We start from the raw sequence: 18,286 nt of genomic DNA on the forward strand, positions 1-18,286 counted from the left end.
CCCGAGCGGGCCAGATCCATAGCGGCGGTCGCCCCGGACGGGCCCCCGCCGACGACGACGACGTCGAATTCCTGCATCCTATCTCTCCCCGATTTCATTCGCCTGGCACCAGTGCGGCCCGTGTGATCGTTGCCCGTTCCATTACGCGCCATGCCATCGCGGCGGCCGCAAGGAACAGGAATGCTTCGAACAGGAACACACCGGCAAAGGCGTCTCCGTCACCCAAAGGTCCGCGCAACAGATCCACCGCGGCGGCCCCGGTCAGCCCGCCGAAACCTGCGGCGACCGCCTGCGCGGCACCCCACAGTCCCATGCGCGTGCCGGTCCGGCGCTCACGACCCTCGGCGGCAAGCGCCATCATCGACCCGATGGCCGCGACGGCGAACATGCCGTTGAAAAAGCCGAGCGCCACGACAAGCGGGGTCAGCGGCAGGGTGATCCAGGCAAGGCCAGTAAGCGAAATTATGTAAAGCGATGCCGCCGATCCGACGCAGCCCGAGATGACCCAGGATCGCAGCGACCCAAGCTTCAGACCCGTCGCTGCGATCCCGACCAGCAGCATGCCGATGAAGACGCCGCCGTTCTGTGCGCCGGATAGTGCCGTGGATTGGCCGGGCGTGAAGTCGAAAACGAGGCCGGCGAAAGGCTCCAGAATGAGTTCCTGCATGAAATAGGCATTCATTGAGAGGAATACGAAAAGGGTGAAGTTCCGCGCCTTTCGCTCGGCCCAGATTTCGCGCAAGCCGTCCAGGAAGGGCGTCGGGGGTTCAGGCACGGTCGGCGTTACCCGCGCCTCGATGCCCAGAACCGCCAACACGGTCAGTACGAAGGCTCCGCCGGTGACGACGGCGACCACGGCCATCAATCGTGCAGGCGTATAGGGGTCGAGAAACTGGCCCGACACGCCGGCCGTCACCGCGATACCAAAAATCATCATCAGCCAGGTGATCGTCGCGGCCGCAGCCCGCCTGCGCGGTGCGGTCGCCGTGGCCAGAAGCGCCAGAAGCGACGTGCCCGACGCGCCGACACCAAGGCCGATCGCTGTATAGGCCAGGATCGAGACGGTCAGCCCGGTGGCATAGGACGCCGCGAAAAGCGTCACACCCCAAGCGGCCGCCAACCCGCCGAGGGCCAGGACGGCCATGCCGCCGATGATCCAACGCGTGCGCGACCCGCCGGTGTCGGACGTGAACCCCCATCGCGGGCGGCTGAGCTGGATGCCGTAGTGCAACGCCACCAGCGCGCCGGGCAGGACGGCGGGCAACGCGAATTCCACAACCATAAGGCGATTCAACGTCGAAGTTGTCAGCACGACGACCGCGCCAAGCGCCATCTGCACCAGCCCTAGCCGAACGATCTGCGGCCAGGTCAGCGTCATGCCAGCCCCCGGAGGGCGAAGGCGGCGACCATCATGCCGGAAATATACAGAAGAACGCCGGTCCCGTTGTACCAAGGTGCCTTGGCTTTCGGATCGCGCAGCATTACCCGCATCGCCGCGAACTGACCGAGGATCAGGACCGCGACGACCGCCGCGAAGATCGGTTTGGACCACAGGAGTAACAGGCCAACGACCACCAGCTGCGGTACGGTCATCACCCAGCAGGCGACGCGCGCGGCGCGGTCAGGGCCAAGAGTGACGGGCAGGGAATTCACGCCCATCACGCGGTCGCCCTCCAGCGCCTTGAAATCGTTGAGGGTCATTATGCCGTGCGCGCCAAGGGCATAGAGCGCGGCCGTGGCCACGATTTCCCATCGCGGGGCACCTGCGACAAGAATCGCGGCCCCGGTGAACCATGGCAGCCCTTCGTAGCAAAGCCCGACAAGGCCCGGCCCCCAGATGCCGGAGCGTTTGAGGCGGATCGGCTCCACCGAATAGGCCCAGGCACCGATCACGGCGAAGACGGTCGCGCCAAAGCCCCAGGGCCCGAATTGCGATCCGACGGCCAGCGACAGAACGGACATGGCCAGCGCGATCCACAGACCCCAGCGGCCCGGAATGCGGCCCGAGGGAATCGGTCGGTCGGGTTCGTTGATCGCATCGACGTGCCGGTCGCACCAATCGTTGGCCGCCTGGCTCATCCCGCAGGTGATCGGTCCGGCCAGCACGATGCCGAGGAGGACAATCGGCCATTCCGCCCCGAGCGCCACGCCCGAGGACACGGCCCCGCACAGAAAAGCCCACATCGGGGGAAACCAGGTCACCGGCTTGATCAGCCGCAGCATGGCGGCCGGTTCCGGCAGGGTCCGGGCGGGACCGACGGGGGAGAGTGAAGTCATGTGTAAACGTAAGCTGACAGTGTGGGTCGCGGCAAGTGTAAACTTGCCGCGGGCAGCCGTCAGACGGAGTCGCGCTTGAGCAGACCGTATTTGCGCAACTTCACATAGAGAGACTGCCGCGACAGGCCCAGCATATCGGCGGCGGCAACACGGTTGTTCGACGTCAGATCGACAGCGGCGCCGATGCACATCCGCTCGATCACGTCGGTGGCCTGCGCCACGATGTCCTTGAGCGATTGCTTGCCCAGCAGATCGACGATCGAATCAAGGTCGACCGACGGATCTACCCCGTCCTTGCGCAGGGCTGTCGACCGGCTGGTGTCGCGGATGACGAGGCCGAAGATCGACCGGATGCCGGCCCGCAGGCGGGTCACGGAAATCTCGACCGACCGACCCTGCCCCGAGGCCTGGGTGATCTTGGTGGAAAACAGGCGGAGAGAGCCGGAGCGGCTGGCATTCGCCAGCAGAACCGACAGATCGACACTGCCGCGCACCAGGAAATCGGCCAGACTGCGGTCGCGCACGCCATCTTCCTGCGGCATTTCAACCAGATCGAGAAAACTTCCGTTCGCACCAAGGATCCGCCCGTCGCCCGTCGTGAAGACAATCGCATCGGGACTTGCCGCATAGAAGGCGGCCAGCCGGTCGGCGGCAGTCTCGCCCTCGGAAGCGGATTTGCGGCGCGACGTCACACGACACAAAAGCATGTGCGCCCCCGGAATGCGGAACGACGTCGGCGCGATGTCGATGTCGGAGCCGTCGATCCTCAGCGTCGCGCTGACGACGCCGTCGGGCTGACGTGCGGTGGCGACCAATTGCTCCACCAGATCGACATCCGGCCCGGCCCGCAAAAGCGATTCGATCGCCGTGTCCCGAAAATCCGGCAGATCGTGGCCGAACAGCTGCGATGCGGCGTTGTTCGCCTCGGTCACTTCGCGCCGGGCAACGTTGATGAACAGACAGGCGTCGGGCGTCGTTGCCATCAGAACGCGCAACCGCGTCTCGGTCGCGCGCTGCGCCTCGTAGTCCCGCTCCATCGCCATCTGGGCGGCCACCAGCTGCTGCTGGACCTCGGCCAGCGGGCGCAGGTCGCGGCCCAGCATCAAGACGTCCGTCTCGTGCCCGATGCGGTGGAAACTGAACGACATCGGCACGTCAATGCCGCTGGTCTCGTGGTGCAGGTTCAACTCGCTCAGCGGCAATTGCGAACTGCCCTGACGCAAATCCTCCAGACAGCGCTCAAGCTTGGGCACGCTTTCGGTGGTCAGATGACCCTGCAGGGTGACGCCGGCCCAAGCCTCGACATTCACGCCCAGATCCAGACCCGGGCGGACCCGAATGTCCGAGATCATGCCATTCCACGACACCAGAAGCGCCATGTCGGCGACCCCGGCGACCAGATTGGCCAGAATGTCGGACCGCGCATCCGGAAGCAGACCCTGAAACCAGGCGCCGGCCCCAGAGCCGTTGATGTTCATGAGGTGCCCCGCGTGCGTCGATCGGGGTTGCGGCATTCCGACAGCGCAAGGTCCAGATCATTCGTCACCACGTCGGCACCGGCCGCCATGCATCTGGATTTCGCGAGTTCCAGTCCGCCGCCGCCCAGAAGGACACGAGGGGCCGGACCCAGGTTGCGCGCGCGCTCGACCGTGGCCCTCAACGTGGCGAGGCTTTCCTGCCCCGAGGCGGAGATCATGACGATGTCTGCGTCCGACACCGTCGCATCGTCGCGCAGGATCTGCGCGGCTACGCCATGGCGCAAAAGCTGTGCCGCGAAGACCTGTTGTCCCAGACGATGCTGCCCGCCCACGGGTCGAACAAGATAGATCCGCCCGTGCGGCAGATCCGGCGCGAGGTCGAGATCGTCGAGCTGCTGGTCGGCCCAGTTGAGAATGTCGCGAAGCCGGGCGGACCCGATCGTCACATGGGCGAAGCCGGAACGGTCGGTTACCCAATCGGCCCCCAGACGACGCGCGACGGCGGGCACATAGACGTCGATCAGGTCGACAAGGCGGCATCCGTCATCAATCATCGCGGTCACGACCTGTCGCCAGGTGTCCGGATCGGGTGACACCACGGCGGTCGACAGGCGCAGGACCATGTCGTGACGGGCCTGCGGCTCCAGATCGATCGCAATCTTCCGCATCGCCCCCCGCGCCAGGCGGGAAACCTCTTTTTGATAAGAAACAAACGGATGATCGAACGACGGGGGCAGCTGAGAATCCTCCCGGAGGATGACCGGAAATGGTCCCGCCCATCGTCGGACATGGGTCGGGTGGTGTCAAATCAATATGACAAGTCCGGCCGGGGCTGCAATAAAACCCTTGCTTATATGATCCCACGGCGGCCTGAGCGTCAACTTTATCGGACCAAACGGGCGGCAGGTGTAAATCGACATTGACACATCGGGAGCCGGATGACACGATTTCAGCAGAACATCATCGGGGAGAAGAGATGTCGGACGACGCGCACCACCCAGCATTCGCTGCCGGTCTGTACACACCCGAACAAAGGGTGCGGCGCGACGCGACGATCTGGACGACCGTGCAGGGCATTCTGGCACCGGTGCAGTTTCTGGTGTTCCTCATCTCTCTGGGGTTGGTCGTGCGCTACGTATCGACAGGCGAAGGCTACGGCCTCGCCACGGCGTCGATCCTGGCCAAGACGGCCTGTCTCTACATCATCATGGTGACCGGCGCGATCTGGGAAAAGGCGGTCTTCGGGCAATACCTTTTCGCGCCTGCCTTCTTCTGGGAAGACGTGGTCAGCTTCGGCGTCATCGCGCTTCACACCCTGTATCTGTTCGGTCTGCTGACCGGCGCCATCGCGCCCCAGGCGCTGATGACGATCACGCTGGCGGCTTACGTCATCTATGTCGTCAACGCCGGCCAATTCGTCTGGAAGCTGCGCGCCGCGCGCCTGCAGGGGGCCGCCGCATGACCGAACATATGCCGCCCCCGGCCCAGGGTTGCCGCAACACCCCCGTCCTCAAGGAACGGGGTCAGCGCGAAGTGTTCTGCGGCCTGACCGGCATTATCTGGTTGCACCGCAAGATGCAGGACGCGTTCTTCCTGGTGGTGGGCAGCCGCACCTGCGCTCACCTGCTGCAATCGGCCGCCGGCGTGATGATCTTCGCCGAGCCGCGATTCGCCACCGCCATCCTCGAAGAATCGGATCTGGCCGGTCTCAACGATGCGCACGCCGAACTCGACCGTACCGTCTCCGAACTTCTGGCGCGGCGCCCCGACATCCGGCAGCTCTTCCTCGTCGGCTCCTGCCCGTCGGAAGTCATCAAACTGGACCTCGGGCGCGCGGCCGAGCGGCTGACCGTCGAACACGCCCCCCGCGTCCGGGTGCTGAACTACTCCGGTTCGGGGATCGAGACGACGTTTACCGAAGGCGAAGATGCCTGCCTCGCTTCCATGGTGCCCGTCCTGCCCAAGACCGACGCGCGCGAATTGCTGGTCGTCGGTGCCCTTCCGGACGTGGTGGAAGACCAGATGCTGGCCTTGCTGGACGCGATGGGCATCGGCCCCGTCCGCCTGCTGCCCGCGCGATCCATCGACGCGAACACCGCCGTCGGGTCCAATACGAAATTCGCGTTGGTCCAGCCGTTCCTGGGCGAAACCCATGACGCCCTGACGCGGCGCGGCGCGGCGCATATCGCGGCGCCCTTCCCGTTCGGCGACGAAGGCACGACCGCTTGGTTGCGGGCTGTGGCCGACGCCTTCGACGTATCCGACGCGACGTTCGCCGCCGTCACCGACGCGCCGCGGGCCCGCGCCCGCAAGGCCATCGCACAGGCGTCGGACGCGTTGACCGGCAAGTCGGTGTTCTTCTTTCCCGACAGCCAGCTGGAAATCCCCCTGGCGCGCTTCCTGGCGCGCGAATGCGGAATGCTGCCGGTCGAAGTCGGCTCGCCCTATATCCGCGACGCGCTGCACGGGCCCGACCTCGACCTTCTGCCCGAAGGACCGACGATTTCCGAAGGGCAGGACGTGGACAAGCAACTCGACCGCTGCCTTGCCGCCCGGCCTGACCTAACGGTCTGCGGCCTGGGCCTCGCCAACCCGCTGGAGGCGCAGGGCCTGAGCACGAAATGGGCCATCGAACTGGTGTTCACCCCCGTCCATTTCTACGAACAGGCGGGCGACCTCGCCGCCCTGTTTGCGCGTTCCCTCAAGCGCCGCGCGGTCCTCGATCGCGGCGCCTCCGCGGTGGCCGCGGAATGACCGGTCTGCGCCCAGAATTGCTGACGTGCGTGAACGCGCCCCGCGTGGCGGAACGCTGCCTCACGCCGTCGCCCATCTGGCGGATGGGCGCGTGAAGCTCACCGTCTGGACATACGAGGGCCCGCCCCACGTCGGTGCCATGCGCGTCGCCACCGCGATGAAGGGCCTGCACTACGTGTTGCACGCCCCGCAGGGCGATACCTACGCCGACCTTCTGTTCACCATGATCGAACGGCGCGACCATCGCCCGCCCGTCACCTACACCACGTTCCAGGCGCGCGATCTGGGGGCCGACACGGCGGGCCTGTTCCGCACCGCCTGTCAGGACGCCTACGACCGGTTCAAGCCCGAGGCGATCATCGTCGGCGCGTCCTGCACCGCCGAGCTGATCCAGGACGATCCGGGCGGTCTGGCCGAGACGATGGGCCTGCCTGTGCCCGTCATCGCGCTGGAACTGCCCAGCTATCAGCGCAAGGAAGGCTTCGGGGCGGACGAGACCTTCTACCAGATCGTCCGCGCGCTTGCCGGACCGATGGAGAGGTCGGAGCGGGTCACCTGCAACATCCTTGGCGGTACGGCCCTGGGCTTCCGCCACCGCGACGACATTGCCGAAATCACCAACCTGCTCTATGAGTTGGGGATCGAAGTGAACGTCTGCGCGCCGCTCGGGGCCACGCCCACCGACATCACCAAGATGGGCCGCGCGCATTTCAATGTCCTGCTCTACCCGGAAACGGGGGAGGCCGCCGCGCGGCATCTGGAGACGACCTGCGGCCAGCCCTACACCCGCGTGGTCCCCATCGGCACCGGTGCCACCCGCGCCTTCATCGAGGAGGTCCGCACGCTGTCTGGCTCCACCGCACCCATCGACGACCAGGGCCTGCGCCAGACGTGGTGGACGCGGTCGGTCGACAGCATCTATCTGACCGGCAAGCGCGTCTTCATCTTCGGCGATGCCACCCACGCGATGGCCATGGCGAAAGTCGCGCGCGACGAGATGGGGTTCGAGGTCGCGGGTCTGGGCTGCTACAACCGCGAATTCGCCCGCCCGATGCGCGCGCTGGCCAAGGAATTCGAGCTGGAGCCGCTGATCACCGATGATTACCTCGAGGTCGAGCGCGCCATCGAGGCCGCGCAGCCCGAAATGATCATGGGCACCCAGATGGAGCGGCACATCGGCAAGCGCCTGGGCATCCCCTGCGCCGTCATCTCCTCGCCCGTCCATGTGCAGGATTTCCCCGCCCGCTATTCCCCGGTGATGGGTTTCGAAGGCGCGAACGTTCTGTTCGACACGCTGGTCCACCCCCTCGTCATGGGGCTGGAGGAGCATCTGCTGCACATGTTCCGCGAGGATTTCGAGTTCAACGACGCCGCCGGCCCCAGCCACCACGGCGGCCACGCCCCGAAGCCCGTCGAGAAGGCCCCGGCCCCCGCCGCGGAGCCCGAGACGGCCCCCGCCGGCGAGGTCGTGTGGCTTCACGATGCGGAACGCGAGCTCAAGAAGATCCCGTTCTTCGTGCGCGGCAAGGCCCGCCGCAACACCGAGACCTTCGCAATGGGTCAAGGCATCACCGAAATTTCCGTCGACACCCTCTACGAAGCGAAGGCACATTATGCGCGATGACGTGACCCACCGTCCGTACCGTATCACGCTCGTGACGCTCGACCGGCATGCCGCCGGGCCTGCGGCCCGTGTCGCGCCAACGCTGGAGGCCGACTTCCCCGGCCTGCAACTCACCATCCACGCCGCCGCCGAGTGGGAGAAGGACCCCGCAGCATTGGATGCGGCACGCGGGGACATCGGCCGCGCGGATATCGTGGTGACATCGGTGATCTTCCTCGAAGACCACATCAAGGCTATCGTGCCCGACCTGCAGGCGCGCCGCGACGCTTGCGACGCGATGGTCAACATCGTCTGCGATCAGGAAATCGTCCAACTGACCAAGATGGGCGACCTGGACATGTCGCGCCCCGCATCCGGCGCGATGGCGATCCTGAAAAAGCTGAAGCCCGCCAAGAAATCCGGGTCCGCCGGGGCCGGCCAGATGAAGATGCTGCGCCGCCTGCCCAAACTGCTCAAGCTGCTGCCGGGCAAGGCGCAGGACCTGCGCGCCTGGTTCCTGTCGATGCAATACTGGCTGGGTGGATCGGACGAGAATGTCGACGGCCTGGTCCGGTTCCTGATCTCGCGGTATGCCAGCCGACCGGAATGGCACGGCACCGACGCGGCCTTGCCCATCGAATACCCCGACGCGGGCCTTTATCACCCCGATCTGCCGGGCAAGCATATCGCGACCGACATCCTGGACCTGCCGCTCAAGCCCGGCGCGGCCACGGTCGGCATCGTGCTTCTGCGGTCCTATATTCTGGCGGGCGACACCGCGCATTACGACGCCGTCATTCGCGCGTTCGAAGCGGCCGGCCACCGGGTCCTGCCGGTCTTCGCCAGTGGCCTTGATGCCCGTCCGGCGGTCGATGCCTATCTTGCCGGGCACATCGATGCGCTGGTTTCGCTCACCGGGTTTTCCCTCGTGGGCGGTCCCGCTTACAACGACAGCGAAGGCGCGGTGGCGATGCTCTCGGGTCTCGACGTGCCATACGTCGCGGCGCAACCGCTGGAATTCCAGACGCTGAACGAATGGGCCACCGGCGCGCAGGGCCTGTCCCCGGTGGAGGCCACGATGCTGGTCGCCCTGCCGGAAATCGACGGTGCCACCAACCCCACCGTTTTTGCCGGGCGCCACGCGCCGCAGGGCTGCACGGGGTGCAAGCTGCGCTGCGCGTCGCAAGGCGCGGTCAAGGCCATGGCCCCCTGCCCCGAACGTATCGCCGCGCTGGTCGACAAGACCGCCCGCCTTGCCACGCTGCGCCGCAAGGCCAATGCGGCCAAAAAGGTCGCGATCACGCTGTTCGGGTTTCCGCCCAACGCCGGGGCCATCGGCACCGCCGCTTATCTTTCGGTGTTCGAAAGCCTGTTGAACACCCTGCATCGCCTGGCCGCAGACGGCTATGACGTCACGCCCCCCGCCTCGGTGGAGGACTTGCGCGAGATTGTTCTGAAGGGCAACGCCGCCCAACAGGGAACCGAAGCGAATGTCGGTGCCGTGGTGACCGCCGACCAGATCGTCACGCGCACCCCGTGGCTGTCCGAGATCGAAGCCGTCTGGGGCCCCGCCCCCGGCCGGATCCAGGCCAACGGCCGCGAAGTCCTGGTGATGGGCGCGCATTTCGGCAACGTCTTCGTCGGCGTTCAGCCCACCTTCGGCTATGAGGGCGACCCGATGCGGTTGCTATTTGAAAAGGGCTTCGCCCCGACCCACGCCTTCAACGCCTTCTACCAATACCTGCGACAGGATTTTTGCGCCGACGTCGTCTTGCACTTCGGGATGCACGGCGCACTGGAGTTCATGCCGGGCAAACAGACGGGCATGGGTCCGAATTGCTGGCCCGACCGGCTGATGGGCAATATGCCCAACGTCTATCTTTATGCCGCCAACAACCCGTCCGAGGCGACGCTGGCCAAACGCCGCGCAAACGCGGTCACGGTCACGCATCTGACGCCGCCGCTGCAGAACGCGGGGCTCTACCGTGGCCTTGCCGATCTCAAGGACAGCCTGACCCGCTGGCGCGAGACGCCGGGCGCGGAGCGGGCCGAGCTGGAAACGCTGATCGCGGATCAGGCAGCCGCCGTCGATCTGGTCGGCGCGCCAGATACGCTCTGGCTCAAGCTGCTGGAAACCGAGGACGCGCTGATCCCCGACGGGCTGCATATCGTCGGTTGCACCCCTGATGCCGCCACCGTCGAAGCCACCCTTGACCAGATGTCCTTCGCAGATGCCAAGGCGCGCGATGCCGCCCGCAAGGCGCTGATGTCGGACGCCGAACTCGACGGGTTGATGCGCGCGCTCAACGCTCAATTCATCGCCCCCGTCCCCGGCGGCGACGTGATCCGCGCACCCGAAATCCTGCCGACGGGCCGCAACATCCACGCCTTCGACCCGTTCCGCATGCCCACCGCCTTCGCCATGGCCGACGGCGCGCGCCAGGCGCAGGCCGTGCTCGACGCGCACGACTCCATGCCGCGCACCATCGCGCTGGTGCTCTGGGGGTCCGACAACATCAAATCGAATGGCGGCCCCATCGGTCAGGCGCTGGCGCTGATGGGCTGCACCCCGCGGTTCGACAGTCATGGCCGTCTTTGCGGCGCGGACCTTGTGCCGCTGGAAACGCTGGGCCGGGCCCGCGTCGATGTGGTGATGACACTGTCGGGCATTTTCCGCGACCTGCTGCCGCTGCAGACCAAGTTGCTGGCCGATGCCGCGCTCAAATGTGCCGAAGCGGAGGAACCCTTCGCCCTCAACCCGATCCGCCAGCATGCACTCGCCTTCATGGCCAAGACCGATTGCGACATGAAGACCGCTGCTCTGCGCGTCTTCTCCAACGCCGAGGGCAATTACGGCTCCAACGTCAACCAGCTGGTCGATTCTTCGGCCTTCGACGACGGCGACGACCTGGCCGATGCATATCAGGCGCGCAAATCCTTCGCCTACGGCACCGATGGCGAAGCCTCGGCGCAGAAAGATCTGCTTCAGGATACGCTGGCGAACGTCGACATCGCCTACCAGAACCTCGAATCCATCGAACTGGGCGTCACTTCCGTCGATCACTATTTCGACACGCTGGGCGGCATCGCCGCGGCGGTCAAACGCGCCCGCGGCAGCGACCCGGCAGTCTATATCGGCGACCAGACGCGGGGTGGTGCCACCGTGCGCACCCTGTCCGATCAGGTGGCGCTCGAAACCCGCTCCCGCAGCCTGAACCCCGCTTTCTACGAGCCGCTGCTGCAACACGGCCACGAAGGCGTGCGCCAAATCGAGGCGCATATCACCAACACCGTCGGCTGGTCCGCGACCACCGGCAAGGTGGAGCCCTGGGTCTATGCCCGCCTGTCCGAGACGTTCGTTCTGGACGAGGTCATGCGCAAACGTCTGTCCGACCTCAGCCCGCAAGCCTCGATGCGCATGGCGAACCGCCTGATCGAGGCTTCCGACCGGGACTATTGGCAGCCCGACGCCGAAACACTCGCCCGGCTGCATGACGCCGCCGACGCAATCGAAGATCAATTGGAAGGGATCGCAGCAGAATGACCAATCTTATGATCCCCGGAAAGGCCGACCTATGAGCCCGCTCGACAACATCCCCCTGCTGAAAAAAGCCGCCGGACTGGACGGTGAAGGTTCCGTTCAGGTCCACCAGGACGCCTCCGACAAGATCGAGGGGGCCAAGGTCTTCTCCGTCTACGGCAAGGGCGGGATCGGCAAATCGACGACCTCGTCGAACCTGTCCGCCGCGTTTTCCAAAATGGGCAAACGCGTGCTCCAGATCGGGTGCGACCCCAAGCACGACAGCACGTTCACCCTGACGGGCATGTTGCAGCCAACGGTCATCGACATCCTCAAAAGCGTCGATTTCCATGCCGAGGAACTGCGCCCCGAAGACTACGTCTCGGTCGGCTATAACGGCGTGAAATGCGTGGAGGCCGGTGGCCCGCCCGCCGGGACCGGCTGCGGCGGTTATGTCGTGGGCCAGACCGTGAAATTGCTCAAACAGCACCACATGTTGGAGGACACCGACGTCGTGATCTTCGACGTGCTGGGCGACGTGGTCTGCGGCGGGTTCGCCGCGCCGCTGCAACACGCCGACCGCGCGCTGATCGTGACGGCCAACGATTTCGACAGCATCTACGCGATGAACCGCATCATCGCCGCCGTGCAAGCCAAGTCGGCCAACTACAAGGTGCGGCTGGCGGGCTGTGTCGCCAACCGCTCCAAGGACACCGACGAGGTGGACCGCTACTGCAAGACGGTCGGCTTCAACCGCATCGCGCACATGCCCGACCTCGACGCGATCCGGCGCTCACGCCTCAAGAAGAAGACCCTCTTCGAGATGCCCGACGACCAGGACGTGATCGACGTGCGCAAGGAATACATCCGCCTGGCCGAAACGCTGTGGAACGGAACGCTTCCCCTGGCCCCGGCCCCCCTGCCCGACCGCGAAATCTTCGAGCTGCTCGGATTCGATTGATGACCTACGACGCCACCCTGTCCCGCGTCGAGACCTACTTCGACCGTACCGCGACCAAGACGTGGGAGGCGCTGACCTCCGACGCGCCGGTCTCGGGCATTCGCGCCACCGTGCGCCGGGGCCGCGACCAAATGCGGGCGATCCTTCTGTCCCAGATGCCGCGAGACCTGACCGGTCTGCGCATCCTGGACGCGGGCTGCGGCACCGGGGCGCTGGCCGTCAAGATGGCGTCGCGCGGGGCCCAGGTGGTAGCGATCGACATCTCTCCGCAACTGATCGACATCGCGCGCCGCCGTGCCCCCGACGGCAGCACGATCGACTGGCGCGCGGGCGACATGCTGGACGCGGGTCTGGGCACCTTCGACCACGTCACCGCGATGGACAGCCTGATCTACTATTCCGAAGCCGATTTGGCCGCCGCCCTCGACGCGCTGGCGATCCGAACCCGCGGGTCGATCCTGTTCACGGTCGCGCCGCGCACCCCGCTGCTGATGGCGATGTGGAACGCGGGCAAGCTCTTTCCCAAGGCCGATCGCTCCCCCACCATGGTGCCGCAATCCGCCGCCCGCCTGTCGCGGCGCATGGACGCGACGTTGACGCCGGTCACGCGGGTCAATTCGGGCTTCTACATTTCCAACGCCATCGCCGCGCGCGGCTGACGGCACCGCGCGTCAATCCAGGCGGACAGTCTGCCCGAAAACTGTAAATGCACGTTGACACCTGATGGATCGGGTGTCACATTTTCGGGACACGCAGCTGCCCGGGGATAGCATGTCAGACCGATTCCATCTCATCCTGTCGGCCTCGGCATCGTCGGTGCACGCATGATGCCCCGCGCTGCCCTTCAGCGCATGACGATCAACATGCTGCCGTTCTCCGACGCGGTCAGCGAGCAATTGCCCCTGCGCCAGCTTCTGCGCTTGTCGCTCTTCCAGGTGTCCGTTGGCATGGCGTCGGTGATGCTGCTGGGCACGCTCAACCGCGTTATGATCGTGGAGTTGGGCGTCGCCGCGACCATCGTTGCCATGATGATCGCCATTCCCGTCCTGGTCGCCCCATTCCGCGCGTTGCTGGGCTTCCGCTCCGACACCTATCGCAGCGCAATCGGCTGGAAGCGTATCCCCTATCTTTGGTTCGGATCGCTCTGGCAGTTCGGTGGTCTGGCCATCATGCCGATGGCGCTTCTGGTGCTGTCGGGCGATCAGGTCGCTGGCCCGGACTGGGCCGGCACCGTCGGGGCCGCCCTCGCATTCCTGATGACCGGCGTAGGCATGCACATGACGCAGACCGCGGGCCTGGCCCTCGCCGCCGACCGCGCGACCGAGGAAACCCGCCCGCAGGTCGTTGCCCTACTCTACGTGATGTTTCTTGTCGGTATGGGCGTATCCGCCGTCATCATCGGCACCCTGCTGCGCGATTTTTCGGCCCTGCGCCTGGTGCAGGTGGTGCAGGGCACAGCCGTCGTCACGATCGTCCTCAACGTCATCGCTCTGTGGAAGCAGGAAAGGGTCAATCCCATGACGCGGGCGGAACGCGCCGTTCCCCGTCCGCCCTTCACCGAGGCCTGGCGCGATCTGACCGCGCAGGCCGGCGTCGCGCGCTTGCTGGTCGTCGTCTTCCTCGGCACGCTGGCGTTCCAGATGCAGGATGTCCTGCTGGAACCCTACGGCGGCGAGATCCTGGGCCTGTCGGTCTCGGCCACCACGCTGCTGACGGCGCTCTGGGCGATCGGCGCGCTGATCGGCTTCGGCCTGGCCGCGCGCGGGCTGAAGCGTGACCGCGATCCGCACCGCATGGCCGCCGCCGGCATTCTAATGGGCGTCGCCGCCTTCACCGCCGTGATCTTCGCAGCGCCGCTCGACTCTCCGGGCCTGTTCTATTCGGGGGCCTTCGGCATCGGGCTGGGCGGCGGGCTCTTCTCGGTCTGCACCCTGACCTCGATCATGGCCTTCGATGGGACCGGCACAGCCGGCAAGGGGCTGGCCCTTGGGGCCTGGGGCGCGGCACAGGCGACGGCCGCCGGCGCGTCGATCTTTGCGGGCGGTGCGCTGCGCGACGGGATCAATGCGCTCGCCCTCGCCGGGGATTTCGGTCCGGCGCTCGCCACGGCCGCGACGGGATATTCCACCGTCTATCACATCGAAATCGCGCTGCTTTTCATGACGCTCGTGGCCCTGGGGCCGCTGGTGAAATCGCGCAGCATCCATGCCGCCCCGTCCGCCACCCGCGGACTGGCCGACTTCCCAACATAATAGCAGGAGGAGACACCCATGCTCGGAACCACATTCTTCGGAGACTTCGATCTCGCCTCGGCGGCGATCTGGGGCTTCTGGCTCTTCTTCGCGATCCTCGTGGTCTATCTCCAGGTCGAGAACCAGCGCGAAGGCTATCCGCTGGTCGACGACGACGGCAAGGAAGCCGCGAGCCCGGGCCTCTTCCCCCTCGCGAAAGCCAAGACCTTCATCCTGCGCGACGGTCGCGGCACCGTGGTCGTCCCCCAGGAGCAGCGCCCCGACCGCGACGACTTGGCCCTGGCCCGCACCAGCGAGGCCGCAGGCTCTCCTTACGTGCCGACGGGTGACCCGATGGTCGACGGCGTCGGCCCCGCGTCCTGGGCGAACCGCGCCGATCACGCCGAACTCGACGGGCACGGTCACCCCAAGATCAAGCCGCTGTCGAACGTCGAGGGGTTCAACGTCTCGGCCGGCATCGACCCGCGCGGCCTGCCCGTCCAGACCGCCGATGGCGAAGTCGTGGGCCGCATCACCGACATGTGGATCGACGCGCCCGAGCAGATGGTCCGCTATCTGGTGGCCGACCTGAACCCCGAAGGATCCGGTCAGGAGCGGCTGATCCCGATGAACTTCGCCCGTATCAAGCGCAACCGCGTTCAGATCGACTCGCTGCACGCCGAACACATGGCGGGCATCCCCACCATCCGGAACAACGGCGAGATCACCCTCCTGGAGGAGGAAAAGATCATGGCCTGGTTCGGCGGCGGCACGCTTTATGCGACCAAGGCGCGGCTCGAGCCGCAACTCTGACGACACCCTCCGGGGCGCGCATCCGTGCCCCGGAGGATCACACGCAAGCGGGAGGAACGACCCATGCACCACGATGATTTCAAGTTCGAGCCCGTCCACGGATTGCCCGAAGCCCTGCCGGACGGAGAGCATATCCTCTGGCAAGGCTCCCCGGACCCCAAGCGTCTGGCGCGCAGCGCCTGGAAGGTGAACTGGGTCCTTGGATATTTCGCACTGCTGGCATTCTGGCGCGTCATGGCGTCGGCCGCCGATTTTCCGCTGACGCAAGCCCTGCTGCACGCCGTGCCCTTCGTCCTGGCCGCCGGCGTGGCCGCCGCGATCCTGTACGGCATGGCCTGGGCGCAGGCGCGCGCGACGGTCTATACGCTGACCAATCGCCGGGTCGCGATGCGCATCGGCGCCGCGCTGACGATGACGCTGAACCTGCCCTATGTCTGCATCACCAACGCGAACCTGGCGGTGTCCAAGGACGGCACCGGCAACATCGCCTTCGATCTGTCGGCCGACGGCACGCGCATTTCGTATCTGATGTCCTGGCCCCACGTGCGCCCCTGGCATTTCGCACCCGCGCAGCCCTGCCTGCGCGCGATTTCGGATGCCGCGCGCGTTGCCCGGATCTTTGCCGATGCCGCCGAAACCCGCGTGGCCGAGCCGCGGCTGACCCGCGACGACGCCCCCCAGACAGCCATCGCCGCGGAGTGACCCCCATGCAACGCAATCCCACCGCCTCCCTCGCCAACCAGATGAAGCACCGCGACCGCGAAATGGTCCCGCGTTTTCTGGTGCAAGCCATGTTCGCCCTGATGATCGGGACGCTGGCGCTCGTTGCCTACGCCCGTCTCACCGACCGCCCGTTGGAAGGCACGCGCCCGACGGCGACCATCGTGGAGGAACGCAGCTTCACCATGGTCGGCGACCGCGGCACCGGGGTCGGTCTTTTCGACGCAAACAACGTGCAAGTCGCTCATTCCAATGATAACAAGAAGGGGTTCATCGACGTCATCTGGGTGTCGGTGAATCGCGAGCGCCTTGTGCAAGGCGCAGACATGGCCGCCCCGATACGGGTCGTCCGCAGGGACGACGGGAAAACGGCCATCCTGGACGATGCGACAGGCTGGTCCATCGTCCTGATCGGGTACGGTCGTGACAATGTCGCGGCCTTCGCCGACCTTCTGGACAGCTGAACGGAGGACTAACGACCATGGGACTTCTCACCCGCACCAAGGAAACCGCACCCTGCGAGATCACCATCTCGCACCGGTTCGAAGAGCTTTCGGCGCATTGCAAGTTCCTCAACGGCGCCGTGATCGGCCCCGGTGATACCGTGGAGGTCGACGGACCCGAACTGATGGCCGCCTACGGCGAGGTCGTGTCCGACACGCGCACCGCGACGATCACGCGGGCCAGCGATCTGGAACGCCTCTGGACCCGCTGGACCGGCGATTTCGAATTCATGGAACTGTGCGAGTTCTCCTTCTCCGAAGAGGTCCTGTCATGAACAAGCCCACCCATTCCGCCTTTGCCGACACCGCCGAAGAGGCGATCGCCGCCCAGGATGCCGCCGCCGAACGCGATTTCGCCGATGGCATGACGTCCGAGATGGCCACCGAAGTCGCCATGCAGAACACCCTGCTGACGCCGCGCTTCTACACCACCGATTTCGAGGAAATGGACGCCATCGACGTCACCCCCGTGCGCGAAGACTGGGACAAGTTGATCGCACAGATGAAATCCGACCCCAACCGCGGCCATTTCAAGAAAAACGACGATTGGCAGGTCGACTGGGAAGGTATGGAGCCGGCCCTGCGCAAGGAGTTCATCGACTTCCTGATCTCGTCGTGCACCGCCGAATTTTCAGGCTGCGTGCTCTACAAGGAAATGAAGCGGCGCGGCAGCAACGACGACATCACCACTCTGTTTCAGCTGATGGCCCGTGACGAGGCACGCCACGCCGGGTTCATCAACGACACCCTGCGCGAGGCGGGGATCCGGGTGAACCTGGGCTTCCTGACGCAAAAGAAGAAATACACCTATTTCCGGCCCAAGTTCATCTACTACGCGACGTATCTGTCCGAAAAGATCGGCTATGCCCGCTACATCACCATCTTCCGCCACCTGGAGGAACATCCCGACAAGCGGTTCCACCCGATCTTCAAGTGGTTCCGGGAATGGTGCAACGATGAGTTCAGCCACGGCGAAGCCTTTGCCCTGCTGATCAAGACCGATCCCAAACTGACGTCGGGCGTCAACAAGCTGTGGATCAAGTTCTTCCTCACGGCGGTCTATTCGACCATGTGGGTCCGCGATCATCAGCGGCCCGTCTTCCACGACGCCCTCGGCGTCGATGTGACCTGGTACGGGCAGGAGGTCTTTCGCAAGACATCCGAGATCACCAAGCAGGTCTATCCCTTCACACTCGACATCGATCATCCCCGCTGGCTGAAGAACCTCAACAAGATGGAGGAAGCCTCCCGGCAGATCGCCGCCGCCAAGGCGCGCGGCGGGATCGAGGGGGGCGTGGCGCGCGCGGGCGGCATGGCCAAGGCGGCGTTCTACTTCGTTTCGACCCTGCTGATCCCGTCGATCCCGAACGAGGTGCCCGAAAGCCCCCGGATGGAGCCCGCATACTGACATGCTCGACGCCTGGAT

General features: G+C 65.6%; 16 protein-coding genes. 12 read left to right on the forward strand and 4 right to left on the reverse strand.

The genetic code is table 11. The features are described 5' to 3' along the window. Window positions 1-94: 94 nt before the first annotated feature. The 4 genes from JDO7802_RS00005 to JDO7802_RS00020 are packed head-to-tail and all read right to left on the reverse strand — an operon-like array spanning window position 95 to window position 4,423. Window positions 95-1,378 (reverse strand): BCD family MFS transporter, encoded by a 1,284-nt coding sequence (locus JDO7802_RS00005; RefSeq protein ID WP_055081660.1) that lies wholly within the window; start codon window positions 1,376-1,378, stop codon window positions 95-97. Next, the gene (gene chlG, locus JDO7802_RS00010) at window positions 1,375-2,277 is read right to left on the reverse strand and encodes a chlorophyll synthase ChlG (RefSeq protein WP_055081661.1); all 903 of its coding nucleotides are present in this window, start codon (window positions 2,275-2,277) and stop codon (window positions 1,375-1,377) included. Before chlG ends, JDO7802_RS00005 begins: the two co-directional genes overlap by 4 nt. 59 nt (window positions 2,278-2,336) lie before the next feature. Next, window positions 2,337-3,755, reverse strand: coding sequence for a transcriptional regulator PpsR (ppsR, locus tag JDO7802_RS00015; protein WP_055081662.1), 1,419 nt, complete (start codon window positions 3,753-3,755; stop codon window positions 2,337-2,339). Continuing rightward, the gene (locus tag JDO7802_RS00020) at window positions 3,752-4,423 is read right to left on the reverse strand and encodes a hypothetical protein (RefSeq protein ID WP_055081663.1); all 672 of its coding nucleotides are present in this window, start codon (window positions 4,421-4,423) and stop codon (window positions 3,752-3,754) included. Before JDO7802_RS00020 ends, ppsR begins: the two co-directional genes overlap by 4 nt. A 308-nt stretch (window positions 4,424-4,731) precedes the next feature. Here JDO7802_RS00020 and bchF point away from each other — a divergent pair, with 308 nt between their 5' ends. The 12 genes from bchF to acsF all read left to right on the forward strand — a co-directional run bounded on the left by bchF (window position 4,732) and on the right by acsF (window position 18,268). Continuing rightward, window positions 4,732-5,217, forward strand: a complete 486-nt coding sequence (gene bchF / locus JDO7802_RS00025; protein ID WP_055081664.1) for a 2-vinyl bacteriochlorophyllide hydratase — start codon at window positions 4,732-4,734, stop codon at window positions 5,215-5,217. Continuing rightward, window positions 5,214-6,509, forward strand: a complete 1,296-nt coding sequence (locus JDO7802_RS00030) for a ferredoxin:protochlorophyllide reductase (ATP-dependent) subunit N (protein WP_055081665.1) — start codon at window positions 5,214-5,216, stop codon at window positions 6,507-6,509. Before bchF ends, JDO7802_RS00030 begins: the two co-directional genes overlap by 4 nt. A gap of 91 nt (window positions 6,510-6,600) precedes the next feature. Continuing rightward, window positions 6,601-8,133: a ferredoxin:protochlorophyllide reductase (ATP-dependent) subunit B gene (gene bchB / locus JDO7802_RS00035; RefSeq protein ID WP_055081714.1), complete on the forward strand. Its 1,533-nt coding sequence runs from the start codon at window positions 6,601-6,603 to the stop codon at window positions 8,131-8,133. Next, a complete protein-coding gene (locus JDO7802_RS00040) occupies window positions 8,123-11,656 on the forward strand; it encodes a cobaltochelatase subunit CobN (RefSeq protein ID WP_055081666.1) in 3,534 nt (1,177 codons plus the stop codon). The genes bchB and JDO7802_RS00040 overlap by 11 nt, the downstream gene beginning before the upstream one ends. Before the next feature lie 31 nt (window positions 11,657-11,687). After that, window positions 11,688-12,593: a ferredoxin:protochlorophyllide reductase (ATP-dependent) iron-sulfur ATP-binding protein gene (gene bchL / locus JDO7802_RS00045; RefSeq protein WP_055081667.1), complete on the forward strand. Its 906-nt coding sequence runs from the start codon at window positions 11,688-11,690 to the stop codon at window positions 12,591-12,593. Then, complete coding sequence (gene bchM / locus JDO7802_RS00050) at window positions 12,593-13,252, forward strand: magnesium protoporphyrin IX methyltransferase (RefSeq protein ID WP_055081668.1); 660 nt, start codon at window positions 12,593-12,595, stop codon at window positions 13,250-13,252. Before bchL ends, bchM begins: the two co-directional genes overlap by 1 nt. Before the next feature lie 165 nt (window positions 13,253-13,417). Beyond that, complete coding sequence (locus JDO7802_RS00055) at window positions 13,418-14,845, forward strand: PucC family protein (protein ID WP_144430462.1); 1,428 nt, start codon at window positions 13,418-13,420, stop codon at window positions 14,843-14,845. Between the two features lie 18 nt (window positions 14,846-14,863). Next, window positions 14,864-15,637: a photosynthetic reaction center subunit H gene (gene puhA, locus JDO7802_RS00060; protein WP_055081669.1), complete on the forward strand. Its 774-nt coding sequence runs from the start codon at window positions 14,864-14,866 to the stop codon at window positions 15,635-15,637. Between the two features lie 63 nt (window positions 15,638-15,700). After that, a complete protein-coding gene (gene puhB / locus JDO7802_RS00065) occupies window positions 15,701-16,339 on the forward strand; it encodes a photosynthetic complex putative assembly protein PuhB (protein WP_055081670.1) in 639 nt (212 codons plus the stop codon). A 5-nt stretch (window positions 16,340-16,344) separates the two neighbouring features. Then, entirely contained in the window at window positions 16,345-16,821 is a 477-nt protein-coding gene (gene puhC, locus JDO7802_RS00070) for a photosynthetic complex assembly protein PuhC (protein ID WP_055081671.1), read from the forward strand. Between the two features lie 17 nt (window positions 16,822-16,838). Next, the gene (locus JDO7802_RS00075; protein ID WP_055081672.1) at window positions 16,839-17,135 is read left to right on the forward strand and encodes an O2-dependent cyclase accessory protein; all 297 of its coding nucleotides are present in this window, start codon (window positions 16,839-16,841) and stop codon (window positions 17,133-17,135) included. Further along, window positions 17,132-18,268 (forward strand): magnesium-protoporphyrin IX monomethyl ester (oxidative) cyclase, encoded by a 1,137-nt coding sequence (acsF, locus tag JDO7802_RS00080; RefSeq protein WP_055081673.1) that lies wholly within the window; start codon window positions 17,132-17,134, stop codon window positions 18,266-18,268. Before JDO7802_RS00075 ends, acsF begins: the two co-directional genes overlap by 4 nt. Window positions 18,269-18,286 lie beyond the last annotated feature (18 nt).

It is taken from the genome of Jannaschia donghaensis, assembly GCF_001403795.1.
Lineage (GTDB): Bacteria > Pseudomonadota > Alphaproteobacteria > Rhodobacterales > Rhodobacteraceae > Jannaschia > Jannaschia donghaensis.

Excerpts from the sequence above, each read along its gene's own strand:
- ppsR (WP_055081662.1), bottom strand. The coding sequence starts at position 3,755 with ATGAACATCAACGGCTCTGGGGCCGGCGCCTGGTTTCAGGGTCTGCTT.
- JDO7802_RS00040 (WP_055081666.1), top strand. The coding sequence starts at position 8,123 with ATGCGCGATGACGTGACCCACCGTCCGTACCGTATCACGCTCGTGACG.
- bchF (WP_055081664.1), top strand. The coding sequence starts at position 4,732 with ATGTCGGACGACGCGCACCACCCAGCATTCGCTGCCGGTCTGTACACA.
- puhA (WP_055081669.1), top strand. The coding sequence starts at position 14,864 with ATGCTCGGAACCACATTCTTCGGAGACTTCGATCTCGCCTCGGCGGCG.
- puhB (WP_055081670.1), top strand. The coding sequence starts at position 15,701 with ATGCACCACGATGATTTCAAGTTCGAGCCCGTCCACGGATTGCCCGAA.
- puhC (WP_055081671.1), top strand. The coding sequence starts at position 16,345 with ATGCAACGCAATCCCACCGCCTCCCTCGCCAACCAGATGAAGCACCGC.
- JDO7802_RS00005 (WP_055081660.1), bottom strand. The coding sequence starts at position 1,378 with ATGACGCTGACCTGGCCGCAGATCGTTCGGCTAGGGCTGGTGCAGATG.
- JDO7802_RS00055 (WP_144430462.1), top strand. The coding sequence starts at position 13,418 with ATGATGCCCCGCGCTGCCCTTCAGCGCATGACGATCAACATGCTGCCG.
- chlG (WP_055081661.1), bottom strand. The coding sequence starts at position 2,277 with ATGACTTCACTCTCCCCCGTCGGTCCCGCCCGGACCCTGCCGGAACCG.
- JDO7802_RS00020 (WP_055081663.1), bottom strand. The coding sequence starts at position 4,423 with ATGCGGAAGATTGCGATCGATCTGGAGCCGCAGGCCCGTCACGACATG.
- acsF (WP_055081673.1), top strand. The coding sequence starts at position 17,132 with ATGAACAAGCCCACCCATTCCGCCTTTGCCGACACCGCCGAAGAGGCG.
- bchL (WP_055081667.1), top strand. The coding sequence starts at position 11,688 with ATGAGCCCGCTCGACAACATCCCCCTGCTGAAAAAAGCCGCCGGACTG.
- bchM (WP_055081668.1), top strand. The coding sequence starts at position 12,593 with ATGACCTACGACGCCACCCTGTCCCGCGTCGAGACCTACTTCGACCGT.
- JDO7802_RS00030 (WP_055081665.1), top strand. The coding sequence starts at position 5,214 with ATGACCGAACATATGCCGCCCCCGGCCCAGGGTTGCCGCAACACCCCC.
- JDO7802_RS00075 (WP_055081672.1), top strand. The coding sequence starts at position 16,839 with ATGGGACTTCTCACCCGCACCAAGGAAACCGCACCCTGCGAGATCACC.